Source organism: Paenibacillus sp. FSL L8-0340, from assembly GCF_038593145.1.
GTDB lineage: Bacteria > Bacillota > Bacilli > Paenibacillales > Paenibacillaceae > Paenibacillus_AQ.
Map to the genome: position 1 here is coordinate 6,562,357 of NZ_CP151967.1, position 21,233 is coordinate 6,583,589.

The window sequence follows — 21,233 nt, forward strand, 5'->3', positions numbered from 1 at the left end:
TGCTGCTTACAAATCTTTTCCAGTCCACAGAGATACTCTCTTTTTCACGAGTTCTGTAAACTCTTTTTCCATATCCTGAGCGCCGGCTTTGTCCAGCTCAGCAATGAATGCGTCATACACTTTGTCGAAATCAGCAGGTTTGGACAGGATGGCTTCAGGAATACGTTTGCGGACAATATCCTGAGTCTTTTTGAAGATTACTTGATATTGACCATCAGTTGGAACTGGCATGTTGTACAGAGCGCCTGTTTCTTTGACAGGGAATTCATCTTCTTTAGGGAACAGATCTTTCCATGTTGTAGCTTTGTATCCTGCGAGTGATTCCTTCTCAGCTTTAGAGTAAGCAGCTACGATTTCATCCGGGAAGGTTGCAGTGTAATAGTTGTCAGTAGAATCCTTCACACCATCGCCATAACGTGCACCGAAGATCAGATATTGTCCGATACCTGTTTCTTTAGCAAAGTTAGCGGCATCATTGGCTTTTCTGTCTGAAATTTCAGCTGGAACTTCACGTTTGCCCTCTGCATTTACAGTGTAGTGTTTGCCTTCAATACCCCAGCTTCTCAAAACCTGACCTTCATCGGAAGACATCCAGTCCAGCCATTTGATGATCCGGACAGGATCTTTAGCTGCAGTTGTAATCGCAAGACCATAGCCGTCGATACCTGTTGACATGAAAGAATGATCTTTATACTCTTCAGACAGGGTTACAGGGAAGTGAGCATAAGTGTACTCATCTTTACCGGCTGCTTTCAGAGCATTTTCACCATCGGAATATTCCCATTCCTGGGAAATCAGACCAAGCACACGGCCGCTGGCCACTTTGGCTTTATATTGGTCGTCTTTTTGTACGAAGGAATCTTTATCAAGCAGACCTTGAGCGTACATGCCGTTTAACCAACGGAAATATTCTTTTTCTTCAGGGCGTTTGTAGTGAAGTTTTGCTTCGTAAGTTTCCGGATCGACATAATATTCACCATCATCCGGTGCCCCTGTTGTAGTGAAGGCAGGGTTTGTAACCGTGATCATGATCTTCCAGTCATCGGCATTCAGCGTAAGCGGAATCGTAGGCTGTCCATCGGTTTCCGGATGCAGCGCCACATAATCCTTCAGCACTTTTTCATAGTCGGCTAGGGTCCTCACTTTAGGATAACCCAGTTCCTTCAGTACGCGGTGTTGAATTTCGAATCCGCCTGTTGCGTCGAAGGATTGCTGGCCGACCCCCATGTTCGTAGGAATTTGATAGATACTCTGGTCATCCAGGCTGTATTTCAGACGGTTCATGTTATCGCCATATACTTTTTTCAGGTTCGGAGCATATTTATCAATTAGTTCGGTCAGATCAATAACCAGACCAGCATCCACCAGGATACTAAGATTTCCTTTGGCGAAGATCAAATCAGGAACATCTTCGCTGGCAGCCATCATTGGGATTTTTTGATCGCCGCCGCCGCTGCCTACATCAAACTCTGCATCAATCGTTACACCAGTTTTCTCAGTAATTACTTTACCCACTTCATCCTGCATTTTGTTCCAGTTTGGACTGGCATCCCCACCAAAGAAAGAGATAGTAAAAGGGCTTGTATCCATAGCAGTATCGTCAGCAGCATTGTTGCCGGTGTTTTTCGCCCCATTGTCGGCAGGAGTGTCGATAACATTTTTGTTGTTGTTGTTGCCGCCGCCACAGCCTGCGATCAGCATAGAGCTCATGAGCATGAGCGTAAAAGCAGTCTTAATGCTCTTGCTTTTCATTTGTGTATCCCCCTTGATAATTTGTATTAGTTCATCTATGCATATCAGGTTAAACCTGTATATACCATTGTTAGCGCTTGCAAATACGATATAATAATAAATCCAATCCAGCGCTTTCATTTAACGGATAAGCCAGGACGTAATTCTGCTTGGCAATTTTCCTGCCAGAAATACGTCCCTCTTATCCTAGCCCTGTCTAGCAGGGATTAGGCTTTTACAGCTCCCAGTGTCATACCATTTACGAAATACTTCTGCAGGAAAGGATACACTACAAGAATAGGTACCGTTACTACAATGGTGATAGCCATCTTGATGGACTCTGGTGAAATTTGCGCCATTTGCTGGGCCAAATCGTTGGCATTTGCCATGCCGCTGCCCTGGTTCGTACTCGACAGAACCTTCATCAGCTCATACTGGAGTGTCGTTAGATGTGGCTTGTTACCATTATACAGATAGGTTGTGAACCACTCATTCCATTGTCCTACCGACAGGAAGAGTGCGATTGTTGCAAGCACCGGCTTACAGAGCGGCAAGATGATTTTGTAGAAAATCAGGAAGTCATTGGCTCCGTCCAGCTTAGCGGACTCTTGCAGGGCGTATGGCAGACCATCCATAAAGGAACGGATGACGAATACGTTGAACGCGGAAACCGCACCCGGCAAAATGTAGATCCAGAACGTTCCGATCAGATTTAAATCTTTCATCAGAATGTACATAGGCACCATACCGCCGGAGAAGTACATGGTCAGTGCCAGGAATACCGAAACAAATTTTCTTGCCCGGAAATCCGGACGGCTGAGCGTAAACGCCAGCATGGCGGAGCTTGCAAGTCCGAGAATTGTACCGGAAACGGTCCGCAATATCGAGATTTTGAAACCCTGAATCAGACCTGTATAACTGAAGATCCGTTCGTAGTTCTCAAGCGTCCAGGCTCTCGGGAAAATATATATGCCGCCTCGAACGGTGTCTGTAGATTCATTGAAGGAAATCGCCAGCACATTCAGGAAGGGATATAGAGTCACAATCATGACCAACCCTAGTAAGATATACAAGAAGATGTCGAATACACGTTCAGACTTTGACATTTGAAAAGCTTTGCTGCTCACTTAAGATCCCCTCCTTACATGATGCTTTCTTTAGTAATTTTCTTCATTACACCGTTAGCGACAAGCAGCAAGATTACACTGACTACTGAGGTGAACATACTGATTGCGGTACCATAGGAGAAACGTCCTATTTGAATACCATATTTAAGCGCATACAAATCCAGCACTTCCGAATAATCGGTAACAAGGTTGTTCTGCAGCTGGAACTGTTTCTCGAAGCCGATACCGACCAAGTGGCCGATGGACATAATCAGGAGAACCGTGATTGTCGTGCGGATACCCGGCAATGTAATGTTGAACATTTGCTTGATTCTTCCGGCCCCGTCCACCTTTGCCGCTTCATACAGCTCTTTATCGATCCCTGTAATCGCTGCCAAATAGATGATCGCATTCCAGCCAGTTTCTTTCCATATATCAGCTGCAGTTAAAATTCCCCAGAAATATTTACCTTTAGCCATGAACTGGATCGGCTCATCAATGACATTAAGCCAGATCAGCAAATCGTTCACGATCCCTCCGTCGATTGCGAGTGTCTTGTAGACAATCCCGCCTACAACAACCCAAGATACAAAGTGAGGCAGGTAAGATACGGTCTGAACCGTTCTTTTGAAGACATTGCCCCGCAGCTCATTCAATAGTACAGCGAACAAGATCGGAACAACGAAGCCAAATATCAATCCCAGACCGCTCATTGCAAGCGTGTTTCTTAGCACAAGGTAGAAGCGTTCATCATGGAAAAGCTCTTTGAAGTTATCCAATCCAACCCACTTCTGATCCCCAAACGACTTGGCTGGTTTATATTTCTGAAATGCCATCAACCATCCCCATAAGGGCACATAGCTGAAAATGAATACCCAGATCACGAAAGGAAGAGACATCAGATACAAGTACTTTTGCTGCAGTACGCTACTCCAAAATCCGTTTTTCCGCTTCGCAGGTGGGTGGGGGGTTACGCTTTCATTTGCTGTAACACCGTTTTCAGTGAGCGCTTTCACGTCCATTATTCCCCCTTTGTTTTTATATTCATATCATACCGCACCCAAATGTAAGCGAATACCCGACAGATTTCACGTAAAATCCTGTGTAAATTAGACATTCAACAGCCTACTGTCTGAAATCGCTATCATGCGGGATGGAAAAGGAAATTTTTGTGCCCTTCCCTTCTTCGCTTTCGATATTCAGTCCATGCTTCTCCCCATAATACAAGACGAGTCTCTGGTGCACATTTCGCAGACCGATCCGGCTTCGCTGCTCTTCCTCGGCTTGGTCAATTACCGCCAAGATTTCGGATAGCCGCTTTTCTGTCATCCCGGCACCGTCGTCTGCCACAACCACTTGTATCTCATCGTCAGACAAAACGACACTTGCCCGCACGTTAACCGTTCCTTCTTTATTCTCCAGTCCGTGTACAACAGAATTCTCCACCAGCGGCTGGATGATCAGCGGCGGAATCAGGATATCGGAGGCTTTGGCATCGAAATCTATTTCAAACATCAGCCTGTCCTCATACCGGAATTTCTGAATCTCCAGATAGGAGCGGATCATTTCAATCTCTTCCTTCATCGGCGCCCGTTCTCTGCCTACCTCCAGATTTTTGCGCATAAGCTTTCCGAGAAGTCTGACGATATTGGCGATCTCTTTCTCTCCTTTAAGATGCGCATTCATCCGTATGGATTCCAGGGCATTAAACAGGAAATGCGGGTGAATCTGGCTGGCCATCATTTTCAACTTAATTTCTCTCTGAGCGATTTCCAGTTTATTATTCTTCTCATTGCTCTCTATCACTTGGGCGATCAGCTGGTTTATGCTTCCCACCATATAGTTAAACTGCCGCGACAGCTGTCCGATTTCGTCCGTCCCGTCTACATGGGAGACTACGTTCAGATTGCCTAAGGCTACCTGATTCAGTTGGCGGCTGAGCCGGAGCAGGCGGTTGGTCGTCAATAAAGAGATGGTATAGACAAGCACCAGCGCAACAAGCAGCACCCCGACGATGATCAGCAGCCCCAGAACGCTCACTTTATTCGCACTGCTAAGAATGCTGCTTCGCTCAAATACGGTAATGACCTTCAACTGGCTGATGCTAAATGAAGGAGTCATCTCATCGACAATAACATAGGAATCTTCGCCCTTCACCATGGTTCTAAACACGCCTTTAGTTTTCGTACTCAAGTCTATACCGATATCAAAGGCATCCAGCGTAGTCCCTACGAGCTCCCGGTTCTTGGCGGCAGTAATGTACCCCTGCTCATCTGTGATAATCGTTTCAAAGGGCTCCTGGTACAGCATTCCGTTCAGCTCATCGGGATTTACCTGCACCATTAATACACCGGGTTTCTTATACTCTGAATAAGGGACCTGACGGATAAGGCTTAACTTATTAATGGTCCCTTTCTCACTGGTTTTGTATTCCTCTTTGTCGGGGATGTACAGCCAGTGTATTCCTTTGGTCCCCACAACCTTCTGATACCATGATCTGGATTCAATCTCCGGCGTCAGGGGAGCGATAGACATATTATCAACCAGCGTCTGGTTATCAATGAAGAAACGGATGTTGGAGAGTTCGCGGTACTGCAATATATAATCCTTGAAATCTGTAAAATTTATATAAGCCTTCGTCAGCTCCAGGATGCTGGGATACTTCGTAGTGACAAGGGTCTTGAAATCGCTGTCGAAATAGAGCAGATTCGAAATATCCATGGGAACCCGCAGCTTGCTTGCCATTTGACTTTTGATTTTCTCCAAATTATTGGTTGCCTGGTCAATGGCTCTGTCCAAGGCAGCCCCGCGAAAATACCCGGTTAGGGCAATGCCTATAATCAGTACAGGAATCATAACAACTACAATGTAGAACAGAATGAACTTATATTTCAGCTTCATATTATTGATCATCCGCACCAGATTTTTCACAACGTTCCCTCCTCTCCTAATCTGTTCACCCGAATCATGGCAAACAGGCCGCTCCCTCATCTGCCGCAGATAGGGAACAGCCTGTCTATCATAATGCCCACGTTGATCGTTCGGCAAGTGCGTCGCCCAGGATTAATTTTCCTTACGGTAGGCGGTTGGGGATACCCCGACGTATTTGCGGAACTTGGCGTTGAAATAATCGGAATTCATATACCCGACTCTTTCAGCCACTTCATACACCTTCATGCCCTGTGTCAGAAACTGCTTCGCTTTCTCAATTCTCACCTTGTCCAGATAGGTATTAAAATGTTCGCCCATCTGGTTCTTGAACATTTTGCCCAGATAGGCGCTGTTATAATTGAAAATTTGCGCAAGCATCCCCAGCTTTAAGTTCTCATTGTAACGGCGCTGGATCAAATCGGTGATCCGTTTAATCTCATCGCCCTTTCCGCCGCTGTTCATCTGCTTCGAAATTTGCTCCAGGTAGTTCCCGGCCATATTCTCGATATCGCTCAGATAATAACTGCTGTATACTTCCCCAGTGGGAGAAGGATTGCCCGCAATAAAGGAACGGATGTCTGGGGTAGCTGCCTCCAGGCGGGCAATCGTACTGCTCATGATCCGGATCAGATTATCTTTGATATACGTCTCATTGCGTTTTACAGCAACAAGTTTGCGGATGATCTGCCCGACCAGCCCCAGAATGGCTTCATTACTCCCGGTTTCAATCGCAAGCAGCAGTTCCATCTCTTCATCGCGTTCCGATTCCTCAATGTCCTCAGTCTGATCGATCCGAACCAGCCATTCATCTGGCTGCCCGCTCAGAAGAATTTCCCTGCGTCCGAAAAAAGCTGACTCCAGCAGCTCGCGGGCTGCGGAAAAAGACTGGCTTACCAGCTCCGGATCGGCAACTCCGCCTCCGGAAGCGGCATAAAAATCCAATCCCTCTTTGGAAATAACTCTATTGAGGTCATTCCACAAGGCTGCGCGGGCAGTCTCGTCCTTGAGCGGTTCCTTTAACAGGATCCCCATATATGGAGGCAAGGTGAAGAACAATGCTTCCTCTGCCGGCCAATGCTGCTCCAGCAAGCTGCGGACACGATCTTCACTTCCGTCTTCGCCTTTCTGCGCCCGCTTCAGCTCCAGCAGTACAATTTCACAGCTCCACCCCGTTAGCCCAAGCCCGGCTGCTGCTTCTGCCGTGTCAAAACCATTCTCGCGCTGCTGAAGCAGCTCGCGCAGCAGCGCTTCATTGCTGCGTACCGGGAAATCCGTCTGAAGCTGGCTCAATTGCTCCTCCTGGCTTATCGTGACACGCAGGTCATGAAGATAGGAGATCAATTCCTCTTCGTCGACCGGCTTCAGCAAATATCCGTCGATATGATAGGAGATTGCCCGTTTGGCATATTCAAAGTCCGCATGACCGCTAAGAATCAGTACATGGCAGTTAGCGTTTTCTTTGCGCAGCTCATTAATCAGCTCCAGGCCGTCCATTCCCGGCATGCGAATATCTGCGACAATCAGCTTGGGAGCAAAGCTATGGAACTTATCAAGCGCCTCGAATCCGTTTGCCGCCGTCGCCACTACGGTGTAACCCAGCTCTTCCCAAGAGATCAGTGTACGCATCCCTTCCCTCAGCTTGGGCTCGTCATCTACAATCAGCACTTTTATCATTAGTCTTCAGCCCCTAAGAAGCGTAGTTCCGCAAGGAGAGCACAAGCGCTGCCCTTGCGGGTATCGCGGGCAGATCGTCAGCCCCATTCTTGCAAGCCCAGTTATTTCCGGTATGCAGCCAGCTTATCATTCAATTCGCGGGTCTGGCCGTATACGTCCTGGTAAATACTGAATAATCCATCATAAACTGCTACTTGCCCGGCATTCGGCTTAAATACTTCTGCAGGACGGATGAATGCTTCTGCACATGCACCAAGGGAAGGGAACCAGCCGCTTCCGTAGGCAGCCAGCATTGCAGCACCCATAGCCGGGCCCTGCTCACTCTCCAGCTTGATAATCGACGCATTGAAAATATCAGCCTGCATTTGCAGCCAAGCCTCATTCTTAGCACCGCCGCCGATCGCCACAATCTCTGTAATTTCCTTACCCGATTCACGCACAATCTCAATCGACTCGCGCAGGGAGAACGTAATTCCTTCCAAGACCGAACGGGTGAAGTGGGACAAGGTATGGCCGGAATCCATGCCGATGAAGCTGCCGCGGATATTTGCGTCCGGATGCGGCGTACGTTCACCAACAATGTACGGTGTGAACAACAGCCCGCCGCTTCCGGCCGGCACATCGTTTACACCTTGCAGCAATTCGTCAAAGCTCTTCTCCGCTGCAAAGGTTTCTTTGAACCAGGTAAGACTATGGCCTGCAGCAAGAGTAACGCCCATAATATAATAGGCATCCTTCTCCCCGTGATTAAAGAAATGGACCTTACCTTCCAGATTAAGATCCTTGTTGCTCTCATAGGAGAGGACCACACCGGAGGTGCCGATGCTGCACATCGTCCGGCCTTCACCCAGAATACCGGCGCCGAGCGCGCCGCAGGCGTTGTCCGCACCGCCGGCAAATACCTTTGTGGATGTCAGAAGGCCGGAAGCTTCAGCAATCTCAGGCAGCAGCGTTCCTGTCAGATCGAAGGACTCTACCAGTCTAGGGCACAGCGAGACCGGCAGTGAGAAAGCTTCGGCAATTTCCGCACTCCACTGCTTCGCACCTACGTCCAGCAGCAATGTACCCGCCGCGTCGGAATAATCCATCGCATAATCACCGGTTAGACGGAAACGCACATAATCCTTCGGCAGAAGGAACTGGTGTGCTTGCGCCAGCACCTCCGGCTCATTCTCCTGAACCCACAGAATTTTGGGCAGTGTGAACCCTTCTAAGGCGCGGTTTCTGGCAATGCTGATCAGCTTTGTTCCCAGTTTCTTCTCGATTGCACGGCACTGTGCCGTAGTGCGGGTGTCATTCCAGAGAATTGCCGGACGCAGCACATTGCCTTCGCTGTCCACCAGCACCAGACCATGCATTTGCCCTGAAAAGCTGATGCCGTCCACTTGCGAAGGATCTACACCAGACACCTCGATCAGACGGCGGAGGCTGACCAGCGTTCCTTTCACCCAGTCCTCGGGATTCTGTTCACTCCAGTTCGGCTGGGGTCTGCTAAGCGGGTAGGCTTCGGAATGCTCGAAAGCCACCTTTCCCTGCGGATCAACCAATACAGTCTTTACCGCACTGGTCCCCAGGTCTACACCGATTACATATTTCATATTGATCCTCCTAAAAGTTATATGAAGCATTACTACATTTGACTCCACTTCGCAATATAACTCACTTCGTAAGCATCCGCTAAAAGTTATATGAAGAAACACCATTTACAAGAAAAGGGGCTGCCGAAGAATGCTCTCTTCAGCAACCCCCGTTGCGTTAATATCGGCTGAACTAAAGTCTGAGCCGTATGCTCAAGCCCTAATCCTACTCAGCCAGGATGTATTGGTTCAAAGTAGCTCTGAGCAGTTCTTGACGTCCGGACTCATTGCGGCGCGGATTTTCGTTGTTCAGCGCGTATTCGGCAAGCGAAGCCAATGTTGCTTTGCCGGAAACGATGTCTGCCCCTACGCCTTCATTAAAGCTGCTGTAACGTTTCGCGATGAAGTCTTCAAACACGCGGTCTTCAAGCAATTTAGCGGCAACTTTAAGGCCTTTGGCATAAGTGTCCATACCGGCGATGTGCGCCAGGAACAGATCCTCAGCTTCGAAGGAAGGACGGCGGACTTTGGAGTCAAAGTTGATTCCGCCTTTGCCTAGTCCGTCATTCTTGAGTACTTCATAAAGCGTAAGAGTTGCATCATAAATGTTAACCGGGAATTCATCGGTATCCCAGCCCAGCAATGTATCGCCTTGGTTTGCGTCAAGCGATCCAAGCATGCCGTTAATGCGTGCTACACGCAGTTCATGCTCAAAAGTATGACCGGCAAGTGTTGCATGGTTAGCTTCAAGGTTCAGCTTGAAGTGCTTGTCGAGGTTGTACTTCTGCAGGAACGCAATTGTTGTTGCTGCATCGAAGTCATATTGATGTTTGGTAGGCTCTTTTGGTTTAGGCTCGATCAGGAATTGACCGTCGAAGCCGATTTCCCTTGCGTAATCTACAGCCAGGCTGAACAGACGTGCAATGTTATCCTGCTCAAGGCCCATATCTGTGTTAAGCAATTCTTCGTAGCCTTCACGGCCACCCCAGAATACATAGTTTTGTGCGCCCAGACGTTTACCAACTTCCAGCCCCTTCTTCACTTGTGCAGCTGCATGTGCAAAGACATCAGCATTAGGAGTGGAGCCTGCACCGTGCATATAACGCGGGTTAGTGAACATATTGGCTGTGTTCCACAGCAATTTCTTGCCTGAAGTCTTCATGCCTTGTTCAAGGATATCTACGATGGTATCAATGTTGCTGTAGAACTCACGCAAGGATGCGCCTTCAGGAGCGATGTCCACATCATGGAAGCAGTAGTAAGGCAGGTCCATCTTCTCCATGAATTCAAAAGCCGCTTCAGCGCGGGCTTTAGCCTTGTCCAGGCCACTCAGGTGATTCCAGCTGCGGATTGCAGTTTCTGCGCCGAACGGATCGGAACCGCCAGCAGTTAATGTATGCCAATATGCCATTGCAAACTTCAGGTGCTCTTCCATGGTTTTGCCGGCTACGATTTCTTTAGGATTGTAGAATTTGAATGCGAAAGGGTTGGTGGAACGGCTTCCCTCGTAAGAGATCTTGCTCACTGTTTCAAAATAAGCCATTTGTAAAATCCTCCTCGATATTTTGCTTCGCCCGCAAGCGTTTACAGCATCATCTTAACACATCTTCAGAACTTTGTATATTGGTTAAACAAAGTTTTGAACAACTTTTTATTTGTCTATTTCTTGTCATCCGCAAGCAGGGCCAAATACCCGTACCCTGCCCGTTCTATCGTTTAACATGACCATAAAGTACCCTTTGACAGCACCGCCTATGCGTTGCCATTCGTTTGAACACAATGCTGCTAAGCCTCAGAACAGCCTGTGAAAAAGTCTGAATTCCCTCTGATATATTGAAAGAGCAGTCCTCTTTCCCGCGCTTTCTTCCGTCGCTTCCTGTTGCATTTTTCCGCACATCACTCTAGACTAAGTGGCATACTACTCTAATGAGAACGTTGTCAAAAAAGGAAGTGTACTTCGTGAAAGTTACCGGTGACCAGGCGCTGGTCAAAAAAATCAATAAGTCGATTATTTTACATATGATCCGCACGCATTCTCCGGTCTCCCGGGCCAAAGTCTCCGAGATGACCGGCCTTAATAAAGCAACCGTGTCCAACCTTGTCGCCGAGCTTTGCGGACAGGAGCTTGTGACTGAAGCCGGCCCCGGGGAATCCAGCGGCGGACGCAAACCGCTCATGCTGCATTTTAACAAGATGGCGGGAAGCGTCATCGGCATTGAGCTGCGCGTAAAGCAGCTCACGGCGGTGCTCTGCGATCTGGACGGCGGCGTACTTCACGAGCGGGATTGCCGGTTGGATGCCCATGATTTCCCTTATGTTGTGAATCAGATGAAGGCTATCATTGCGGAACTGATTACCAAATCCCCCGCGTCGCCTTACGGTATCGTAGGAATCGGAGTAGGTGTCCCGGGGATGGTCGATGAGAACGGCGTGGTGCTGTTCGCCCCCAACCTTGGCTGGGAGATGGTGGATTTACGTTCCATTCTGGAGAGTACCTTCGCTGTTCCCGTCACGATAGACAATGAAGCCAATGCGGGTGCACAGGGAGAGCTTAATTTCGGAGCGGCCCGGGGCGTGCGCCACCTGCTGTATATCAGTGCAGGTTCAGGGATCGGATCGGGAATTATCATCGGGGGAGAACTGTACAAGGGCGCCCGCGGATATGCCGGAGAAACCGGGCATATGACCATTGAAGCGGAAGGCAAACCCTGCAGCTGCGGAAGCCGGGGCTGCTGGGAGCTATATGCCTCCGAGAAGACCTATGACAACTCAAACTTGTCATTACCTGCCCGCACTACTACAGAACTGGTCCGCCATGCGCTGGACGGGCAGGAGGATACGCTGCGCCACTTCTCAACCATGGGCGAATATCTGGGCATTGGCGTCACGAATCTGATCAACAGCTTCAATCCGGAGCTGATAGTTATCGGAGGAGCCCTCTCCGAGGCCGAGCCTTGGCTCGGCGAACCGCTGCGCAGCGTAGTGGCTAAGCGTACGCTGCCCTACCATAAGCAGCAGCTGGAGATCACTTTTTCCAAGCTGGGCAGCCGCGGGACCATGATCGGCGCGGGCTTTTCGGCCGTGATGCATTTTCTCGGCAATATCAGGGTAACCCTGTAGACAAATTGACGTAAATTTGCCGCATTTAAAGCAGCCCAAAGTGCAGCAATAAGCAGGGCAATCCTTTATAATTAGGTCATAACTGTGTGACATATGTCACCATCACCCCTTTTTCTGAAAGCGAGAGTGAGTCTATGACCTATGTTGATACGTCTGATCTTTCAGTGCAGATGTTCATCACTGTGCTGCTGCTGCTGCTCATCATTGCTCCTTTAGTCAGTCTCGGTGTACTGCGTCTGTTCCAATCGAGGAAGAAATCGGGATTCATGCTTATTATCAGCGGTGTTGTTGTATACGCTATTTTTCAAGTAATCATGTCCTTTACCCAAACTTAAGCGAGAGCTTCCACTCCTTTGCTCCTGCCCGTACAAAAACTAGCCGGCATCACAAAAGCAGACTATTTTTTGTACGGAAACTTGCTCCCCGGACTGCCTTAGCTACGTTCTGCGTCATTTAGAGAAAGACTGCAGATGAAGCGCTCGACTCCGGGATATTTTTCCCCCAGACTCTTAACTGCAAATCCGCTATTCCTGTAGAACCCAACGGCATCATGGTCTGTCTCCGCGGTTATCGTGTCATATTCAGCAGTTCTGCCGAGTTCCTCTATCATCTTTCTGCCGATCCCTTTCCCGCGCCATTGCTCCTGAACTGCAAGATGCCTGATCTCCGCCGCTTTCCTGGAATGCCGCATGATTCCGATGATCCCTGCCAACCGTCCATTCTCTAAGCAGCCCAGCAATTCTGTACAATCATTTGTAATATATCCCGCAAGCACCTGCTCGATTTTCTCTTCAAGCTCCTCATCAACAGACCACATGCACACGGCCAGCAAACGTTTTACTACCCCATAATCCTTGTACTCCTTTAAATTCATTAACAAGGTTTGCAGCATCCTTTCATCGGTTGGAGATCCATATGTACATTAAACGATTCGGGCGGAATTAAGCCCGGCAACGCAAAGACCGCCCCCATCTCGGAAGCGGCCGGTATCCTCTTATTCAAGAGCAAAGGCTGTATTATACAGTTGCCAAAGCCTTGTCGAATTGCGTTTTGTTCATGCCTACGATTTTGAAATCGCCGATGACGGTTACAGGTACAGCTCTCATACCCATATCCCAAACCTGCTGCGCGTAATCATCATTCTGCTCGATGTTGCGTTCCTCGTAGGATACACCTTTCTCGCTCAGGAAGCTCTTCACCTGACGGCAATGCGGGCAATTGGTAGAAGTGTATACAATTACATTTTCCATAGTTGATTTCCTCCTTAATTTTATATGAACAGTATAGATCAGGGTAGTATCTATTGTAGCACCGGAGTGCCTTTTATTCCAAATAGAGGGTTACAAAATAACCGCACTGTGCTCCAGGCTTTCAATGTATTTCTCAGCATCCATTGCTGCCATGCAACCACTGCCCGCTGCCGTAATGGCTTGTCTGTAACGGGTATCCTGAACGTCGCCGCAAGCAAATACGCCGGGAATATTGGTTTCGGAGGTGCCCGGATTGGTCACGATATACCCGCTCGCATCCGTTGTAATTTGACCACCCAGGAAGGAAGTATTCGGATGATGGCCGACAGCTACAAATACACCGCTGGCTTCAATGAATTCCTCTTCGCCGGTTTCATTATTAAGCACCTTCAGACCGTTCACGCCTTTGTCCCCGGAAGTCACTTCCAGTGGAGTACGGTTCAGCCCCCAGGTCACCTTGGCATTATCGCGGACACGTTCCTGCATAATTTTGGAAGCACGCAGTTCTTCACGGCGGTGCACAAGGGTAACTTTCGAAGCAAAACGGGTCAGGAAGCCAGCTTCCTCAAGGGCGGAATCACCGCCGCCGACAACGACGATCTCTTTGCCGCGGAAGAAGAATCCGTCACAAGTCGCACAAGTGCTGACACCGCGTCCGATATTGTCCTGCTCACCGGGAATGCCGAGATATTTTGCCGTAGCACCTGTCGATAGGATCAGTGTATCTGTAGTCAATGTGCCCATACCTTCAACGTTCAGCTTGAACGGACGATCTCCCAGCTCTACACTGTTCACCCAGCCTGTAATAAACTTTGCACCGAAACGCTCAGCCTGCTTACGCATATTGTCAATGAGTTCAGGACCCATAATACCTTCAGGGAATCCGGGGAAATTCTCAATTTCCGTTGTAGTGGTAAGCTGACCACCCGGTTGCGGGCCTTCAATCACCAGCGGATTCAGGTTGGCGCGGGCCAAATAGATAGCAGCAGTCAGTCCGGCCGGTCCGGTACCAACGATAATGGATTTGTACATGACTATATCCTCCTTGAGATGGACGGTTAAGCGTCAATCCTTAATTAAAATTATTATAATGTAGTACTTATTATGATCACCCAAGGAGGAGTTGTCAATATGCCAGACACGCTGTAATCGTACCCATTTTGTGAACAATTCAATTTTAAGCAATTAAATTTCCGGAATACCCTGTAGGTTTGTCAATTTCAGCTTTAATTAGCGTAAAAGTCTTAATCCGTTCAGGATCACGAGAATTGTGCTGCCTTCATGACCAACAACACCGAAGGGGAGTGCGATCCCCTGCAAAAAGTTGCCCAGCATCAGGCTGACGATCACGGTAACAGCAAAGATCATATTCTGCTTCACAATACGCTGCGACCGGCGGGCCAGCGCAATGGTCGAAGAAATCTCTTCAATATTATCGTTCATCAGGACCACATCGGCAATCTCAAGTGCCGCACCGCTGCCCTTCATGCCCATCCCCATGCCAACGGTGGCCGTTGCCAGAGCCGGAGCATCATTGACCCCATCACCAACCATAATCACATGGCCATATTGCTCACGAAGCGCTTTAATATGACTTACTTTATCTTCCGGCAAAAGATCGACAAATACCATGTCCACTCCCGTTCTTGCTGCCATCGCCTGCGCCGCCTCTGCCCGGTCCCCGGTCAGCATAGCCACCTTAATTCCCAGCTTCTGCAGCTTGCGTACAGCAACTTCCGCCTGAGGACGCACCGTATCCTGCAGCGCAATCATCCCGGCGATTTTGTCACCGGCCAGAATCAGCGACACGGTCTTTCCATCCATCTCGAACTGCTGCCGCAAGGTTTTCCAGTGTTGTACTGGTTCGTCATCTCTCTGAACTGCCGGCTCATCCAAAAGATTCGATTTGCCGATTCTCCATTGTTGGCCTTGAACCGTGCCTTCAATCCCCCAGCCGGTTACAGATTTGCTCTCCTGGATATTGTACAGCTCCACCTGCTCCTCCTCAGCCATGCGGACAACCGCCTCCGCCAGCGGATGGCGTGACAATTTCTCAATGGATGCGCTGACCGCCAGCAGCTCCCTCCGGTCATACCCCTCTCCGGCGATAAAATCCGTTACCTGCGGGATTCCCTCAGTCAACGTTCCGGTCTTGTCAAAAGCAACCACGGACGTCCGCGCCATATTCTCCAGGTGCACGCCACCTTTGAACAGGATGCCTTTGCGCGCACTTTTGGAAATGGCCGACAGCATGGCAGGCATGATGGATGAGACCAGCGCACACGGTGAAGCCACCACCAGAAAGACCATCGCTTTATAAAAAGTATCGCTCCAGCTCCAGTCCAGCAGATATGGCGGCAATGCAATCAATGCAACCGTTGCAGCCACAACCACCCGGGCATAAATCGACTCCAGCCGTTTAATAAACCGCTGTGAATCCGGCACTTCGCTCTCCGCCTCTTCCACCATCTTAATAATCTTGGCAAAAAGGGTGTTCTCTGCAGCCTTGGTAACTTCGATATAAAGCGGGCCTTCCCCGTTCACCGTCCCGGCGAATACTTCACTTCCGGCTGTTTTCTCTACCGGCAATGATTCGCCTGTGATCGAAGCCTGATTGACGGCCGATTCGCCCCGGCACACTTTACCGTCAGCGGGAATCAGTTCACCGGGCCGCACCAGCAGCAAATCTCCGATGGCCAAAAGATCAATTGCAACCTCGTTCATTGCCCCCTGCTCAATGCGCACTGCCGTGGCTGGCTTTAGGGCCATCAGGGAGGAGATGTCCTTTTTGCTGCGCTCCATGGTATAACTCTCCAGAGCGCCGCTCAGTGCAAAGATGAAGATCAGCATCGCACCTTCGTTCCAGTAGCCGATTGAAGCGGCGCCCAAAGCGGCAGCAATCATCAGCAGGTTGACATCGAGGTCGCGTTCCTTGACCAGTGTCTCCACGCCTTCCTTCGCTTTAATCCAGCCGCCTACCGTGTAAGAGATCACATAGAGCAGCACTGAGAGGATTTCCGACCAGCCGCTGGTTGCCCAAGCAATCAGCATAAGTAATCCGCTGCCCAGGGCAGCCTGCATTTCAGAATTGCCCAGCATAGCCTTCGGATCGAAACGTCGCGGCTCCGGTGTACGGGGCTGCTGCGCGTTGCCTTGGCGCGCTATTGGTTTTGGCATTTGTTTGGATGTTGCATGCATGTAAAATCACCTTCCTGATTGGTTTAGGAGCATTGGCATTCTGTCCCTGACAAGATGAAGAGCAGCCAACTGAGAATGAGAGCCATTATTAAAGCCCTTAAAATGACACATGCTGCCCCGGCTCAGCCGGGACAGCATGGTAAATGAGAATGATAATCATTGTTGCAATAGAGCAAATATATTTCCTCAGTGCAACTTATAGTAATACTATACCACTTTCCGTTCGAATGTAAACCCGGAGACTAGCCTTTTTTTTGAGGGGGGGGTACGGGGATGACGATTGCAATATGGGAGAGAGAGTGAGTGTGAGTGAGTGAGTGAGTGAGTGAGTGTGTGTGTGTGTGTGTGTGTGAATGAATGAATGAATGAATGAATGAATGAATGAATGAATGACGAGTGTGGGTGCGTGCTTGGGGAAACTGGGTATTGTAAGCAACGGCTTAACTTGGACATTGGGTAACGTAAGAATCAAGAGAACAAAGGTAGGATCAGCAACGCGGGGATCATGCGCACAGTGTACATGGGTAACTGGAGGATCGTGGATATCAAGGCTTGACGGTAACCTTAACATCGCAAGCATTGGGAGCAACAGGGTACGTGGGCTGATGGGGTCACGGGGATATCAATTCGTGGGATTGAAGTAACCTCAACATCGTGGGGATTGGGAGCAAAGGTGTACGTGGGCTAATCGGTCACGGGGATATCAATTCGTGGGATTGAGGTAACCTTAACATCGCAAGCATTGGGAGCAACAGTATACGTGGGCTAATCGGTCACGGGGATATCAATTCGTGGGATTGAGGTAACCTTAACATCGCAAGCATTGGGAGCAACAGTGTACGTGGGCTAATGCGGTCACGGGGATATCAATTCGTGGGATTGAGGTAACCTCAACATCGCGGGGATTGGGAGCAAAGGTGTACGTGGGCTAATCGGTCACGGGGATATCAATTCGTGGAATTGAGGTAACCTCAACATCGTGGGGATTGGGAGCAAAGGTGTACGTGGGCTAATCGGTCACGGGGATATCAATTCGTGGGATTGAAGTAACCTCAACATTGCGGGGATGGGAGCAAAGGTGTACGTGGGCTAATCGGTCACGGGGATATCAATTCGTGGGATTGAAGTAACCTCAACATCGCGGGGATTGGGAGCAAAGGTGTACGTGGGCTAATCGGTCACGGGGATATCAATTCGTGGGATTGAAGTAACCTCAACATCGCGGGGATGGGAGCAACAACGTACACGGTTTGTCCTGCCGGTGCTGCCCCCCTCCCTTCGAACGCAAACATCCCCTTGTTTACCGCAGCAATGCGGAACAAGGGGATGCATCGGTTACCACGTTTTTAATTGCTTTAAGAATCAAGAAAAGGAACACTTGGCTGAACCGAATGGATCGAGTGCTTTGTCTGCTATCTGCCCGGCTAGGTGTATTTACTGCAACTATTCACCGCAAAAACAAACGTTTCAGTGAAATAGTTGTAGTTCATGCAGCTAAAAATAGCCGATTGCTCCTCTGCAGGCTGATTTTGCTTTTATAGCTGTATTGAATGCAACTATAGCTCAATAAAGCTTAAAAAGTAATGAAATAAATGTACAAAGTGCAACTATCCCCCGAGACCTCATCATTCAGTTAAATTGCAGCGACTTCGACCCCCAGCCAGTATCAAGCTAAATAGCTGCCGGGGAAGTTAGTCTTATGCCCGGATGCGGGCTAATCGTTGTACAGATGCCCGGAATACCAGAAATCATTTGAACAGGCACACCAATGATAACGGATATGCGAGCCGCCGCATGAAATGGCGGATATTCACTGGACAGGCGCCCGTTCGCCGGCTATTGCCAGAGCAGGAGGGCGCCAGGAAATCCTACAGCCAACCGCCGGCGGCTGGATCTTCGTGATGGTCCTGCCGGGCCATCCAGGTCAGGCAGGCTGCCCTGAGCAGCGCTTCGGTCCGCTGGCCAGCGCTGCAAAAGATCCCGCTCATGCCGATCGCATACAGATCGGCAAGCGCGGCCGCCGCCGGTGCCCCCGCGGCGAGCACCACCGCCGCCGGCTTCACGCGCCGCACGGCGGCCAGCATCTCTCCCGCCGCACGGGCAAAGCCCTCGGCGGAGCTGGCTTCCGGCGCGTCCCCGCAGGCCGCGCCGTCCAGCACAAGGAAATCGGCGATACGCGCGATTTCCCCGGCGGCGTAATGCGCACCGGGCGCGATCAGCGCCCCGGTGCGGCAAGCCGCCGCATAAGCGTGGCCGAGTGTCTGTTCGGCCACGCCCTCGATGAATTCGCGCATCACCGCGAATTCGGGCGCGCTGGCGGGGTATGGCGCCAGCAGATCCACGCGGCAGTCGCTGCCCAGCCGCTGGCTCTCCGCCACGGCGGAGAACAGCGCTTCGAGCTGCGCATCCTGAAGCACGGCCAGCCTTGCAGGCAACGCGGCAAGCTCCGGCGTATATAGCAGGGTGACTGCGGTCCAGGCCCCGTCTGCTGATTCCAGCAGCGCCAAGGATGCGGCCCGCAGCCGGTAATAGATCCGCTGCAAGGTCCGTTCCGTCTGGACTTCATCTTCACTCGTCAACCAGCTGTCATACAGCTCGGCTAGCTCGGGAGTATTGAGCCACTCTTCGCTCCGGATCAGACAAGGGCCCACTGGAGCCGTTCCGGCATCCTCCCGGAAGAGCGGGCGATCCTCACAGCCGTCACGCAGCACCAGAAAGGCCGGACGTTCTCCCGGACGCTTGAAATAAGCACGGTTTAATGGGCCCATTCCCTTTTGCCGCTCCCCTTCGTCGATAAATTCCGCAGCAGCGGAAGCCACAGATGCAGCCTGGCTCATCTCCACTCCTATAGCCCGATCACCGGCGTTATACTTGAACGGGCGCTCCTCATTACTCCGAACATGATCCTGCTGTTGTTCACCCTTCATCACCGCACCCACCTTTTTGGCATTGGATTGCTGCCGGCATCCGTTTTAGGGACGTGTTAACACCGGCATGTTACGCTGCTTCTTTTTATAAATACGGGAATGGGCCATGAAATATGCAAGCGTTGTCAAATGAGTAAGTTCTTAACGGAGTTTGCAGAAGCATGAAATCACCCGGCGCTCCCTTGTGTAAGGCATATGCTTTGAGGGGAAACGATATTCTGCATTCCTTCAGCTATACAAAAAGGCCATCTGCCCCATGCGCCGTCCTGTCACAGTATGAACAGGATCATGCAGGTGAACAATCACCTAGAATTAATCTGATTCATAATTATGAAGGAAACGGCTCCGCATAATGGCAAAGGCCTTGATAGCCTGCAGCGAAGCGCTGCAGGCCGTAACTATTTAATTGCAGTTGCTGTGCTGTCTTTATTGCTGGCTGGCGGCAATCGCCTGCTCCAGATCATACAGAATATCGTCAATGGATTCAGTACCAATCGACAAACGCAGCAATTCAGGGGTTACACCTGCTGTTGTCTGCTCTTCGGCAGAAAGCTGCTGATGTGTAGTGCTCGCCGGATGAATAATCAGTGACTTGGAATCACCGACATTGGCCAAATGGGAGAACAGCTTCACATTCTCTATCAGCTTGACACCCGCTGCGGCTCCGCCTTTAATTCCGAAGGTAAGGATTGCGCCTTGCCCCTTTGGCAAATACTTCTGGGCAAGTGTATAGGAAGGATGGCTCGGCAATCCGGCATAGCTGACCCATTCCACATTCTCATGGGCTTCCAGATACTGTGCAACCTTCAGCGCATTCTGGCTGTGACGCTCAAGACGCAAATGTAAAGTCTCTAGCCCTTGCAGCAGCAGCCAGGAGTTAAACGGTGAAATCGCAGCACCCAAATCACGCAGCAACTGCACGCGGGCTTTAATAATATAGGCAATCGGTCCTACAGCTTCCGTGTAAACTACGCCATGATAACTAGGGTCCGGCTCGGTCAGCCCCGGGAATTTGCCGCTGGCTTTCCAGTCGAATTTGCCGCCGTCCACAATGATTCCGCCGATGGAGGTACCGTGCCCGCCGATGAATTTGGTAGCTGAGTGCACTACGATGTCGGCTCCATACTCAATCGGGCGAAGCAAATACGGGCTCGGGAAGGTATTATCCACAATCAGCGGAATGCCATGCTCATGGGCAATGGCCGCCACGGCTTCAATATCCAGTACATTTCCCTGCGGATTGCCGATCGTTTCGGCGTAGAGTGCCTTCGTCTTATCTGTAATCGCACTGCGGAAGTTCTCAGGATTATCCGAATCCACAAAATGAACCTTGATGCCCAGCTTGGGCAGTGTGGTAGAGAACAGGTTGTATGTTCCGCCATAGAGACTTGCGGAGGACACAATTTCATCCCCTGCACCGGCGATATTCAGAATAGAGAAGGAAATTGCCGCTGCCCCTGAAGCTGTGGCAAGCGCCCCTGCCCCGCCCTCAAGCGCAGCAATCCGCTGCTCGAACACATCGGTGGTCGGGTTCATCAAACGGGTATAGATATTGCCGAATTCCTTGAGCGCGAACAAATTGGCTGCATGTTCCGCATCACGGAACCCGTAGGAAGTGGTCTGATACAACGGTACGGCACGCGATAAAGTAGTTGGATCGATCTCTTGTCCTGCATGAACGGCTAAAGTTTCAAACGACAGCTTGCGGTCTTCTGACAT

At 50.1% G+C, this 21,233-nt stretch carries 15 protein-coding genes; 2 read left to right on the forward strand and 13 right to left on the reverse strand.

The annotated features are described in order from the left end of the window. Positions 1–6: 6 nt before the first annotated feature. The 7 genes from NST07_RS30045 to xylA form a co-directional block, all read right to left on the reverse strand. Positions 7–1,752, reverse strand: coding sequence for an ABC transporter substrate-binding protein (locus NST07_RS30045; protein ID WP_342481989.1), 1,746 nt, complete (start codon positions 1,750–1,752; stop codon positions 7–9). Between the two features lie 206 nt (positions 1,753–1,958). Further along, positions 1,959–2,858, reverse strand: coding sequence for a carbohydrate ABC transporter permease (locus NST07_RS30050; RefSeq protein WP_197073626.1), 900 nt, complete (start codon positions 2,856–2,858; stop codon positions 1,959–1,961). A 14-nt stretch (positions 2,859–2,872) separates the two neighbouring features. Continuing rightward, positions 2,873–3,859, reverse strand: a complete 987-nt coding sequence (locus NST07_RS30055; protein WP_341096446.1) for a sugar ABC transporter permease — start codon at positions 3,857–3,859, stop codon at positions 2,873–2,875. 103 nt (positions 3,860–3,962) lie between these two features. Beyond that, positions 3,963–5,750, reverse strand: coding sequence for a histidine kinase (locus NST07_RS30060; protein WP_341097789.1), 1,788 nt, complete (start codon positions 5,748–5,750; stop codon positions 3,963–3,965). Positions 5,751–5,900: 150 nt separating this feature from the next. After that, positions 5,901–7,442: a response regulator gene (locus NST07_RS30065; RefSeq protein WP_342480688.1), complete on the reverse strand. Its 1,542-nt coding sequence runs from the start codon at positions 7,440–7,442 to the stop codon at positions 5,901–5,903. A 101-nt stretch (positions 7,443–7,543) separates the two neighbouring features. Beyond that, positions 7,544–9,040: a xylulokinase gene (gene xylB, locus NST07_RS30070; protein ID WP_342480689.1), complete on the reverse strand. Its 1,497-nt coding sequence runs from the start codon at positions 9,038–9,040 to the stop codon at positions 7,544–7,546. A 205-nt stretch (positions 9,041–9,245) separates the two neighbouring features. Then, on the reverse strand, positions 9,246–10,562 hold the full coding sequence (xylA, locus tag NST07_RS30075; protein ID WP_341096452.1) for a xylose isomerase: 1,317 nt from the start codon (positions 10,560–10,562) through the stop codon (positions 9,246–9,248). 416 nt (positions 10,563–10,978) lie between these two features. On the opposite strand from xylA, the gene NST07_RS30080 reads away from it, so the two are divergent. Together NST07_RS30080 and NST07_RS30085 are read left to right on the forward strand one after the other, a co-directional pair. Continuing rightward, on the forward strand, positions 10,979–12,139 hold the full coding sequence (locus tag NST07_RS30080; RefSeq protein ID WP_038596631.1) for an ROK family transcriptional regulator: 1,161 nt from the start codon (positions 10,979–10,981) through the stop codon (positions 12,137–12,139). Positions 12,140–12,273: 134 nt separating this feature from the next. Beyond that, entirely contained in the window at positions 12,274–12,474 is a 201-nt protein-coding gene (locus NST07_RS30085) for a hypothetical protein (RefSeq protein WP_342480690.1), read from the forward strand. A 98-nt stretch (positions 12,475–12,572) separates the two neighbouring features. Here the strand turns inward: NST07_RS30085 and NST07_RS30090 are convergent, their stop codons facing one another. From NST07_RS30090 to NST07_RS30115, 6 genes are all read right to left on the reverse strand, one after another. Next, positions 12,573–13,013 (reverse strand): GNAT family N-acetyltransferase, encoded by a 441-nt coding sequence (locus tag NST07_RS30090; protein WP_342480691.1) that lies wholly within the window; start codon positions 13,011–13,013, stop codon positions 12,573–12,575. A 142-nt stretch (positions 13,014–13,155) separates the two neighbouring features. Next, on the reverse strand, positions 13,156–13,389 hold the full coding sequence (locus tag NST07_RS30095; protein WP_038596638.1) for a glutaredoxin family protein: 234 nt from the start codon (positions 13,387–13,389) through the stop codon (positions 13,156–13,158). A 90-nt stretch (positions 13,390–13,479) separates the two neighbouring features. After that, positions 13,480–14,421, reverse strand: a complete 942-nt coding sequence (gene trxB, locus NST07_RS30100; protein WP_342480692.1) for a thioredoxin-disulfide reductase — start codon at positions 14,419–14,421, stop codon at positions 13,480–13,482. Positions 14,422–14,619: 198 nt separating this feature from the next. Beyond that, entirely contained in the window at positions 14,620–16,566 is a 1,947-nt protein-coding gene (locus NST07_RS30105) for a heavy metal translocating P-type ATPase (RefSeq protein WP_342480693.1), read from the reverse strand. A gap of 1,889 nt (positions 16,567–18,455) precedes the next feature. Next, the gene (locus NST07_RS30110; protein WP_342480694.1) at positions 18,456–19,514 is read right to left on the reverse strand and encodes a hypothetical protein; all 1,059 of its coding nucleotides are present in this window, start codon (positions 19,512–19,514) and stop codon (positions 18,456–18,458) included. Positions 19,515–19,940: 426 nt separating this feature from the next. Next, a complete protein-coding gene (locus NST07_RS30115) occupies positions 19,941–21,233 on the reverse strand; it encodes a homocysteine synthase (RefSeq protein WP_341096463.1) in 1,293 nt (430 codons plus the stop codon).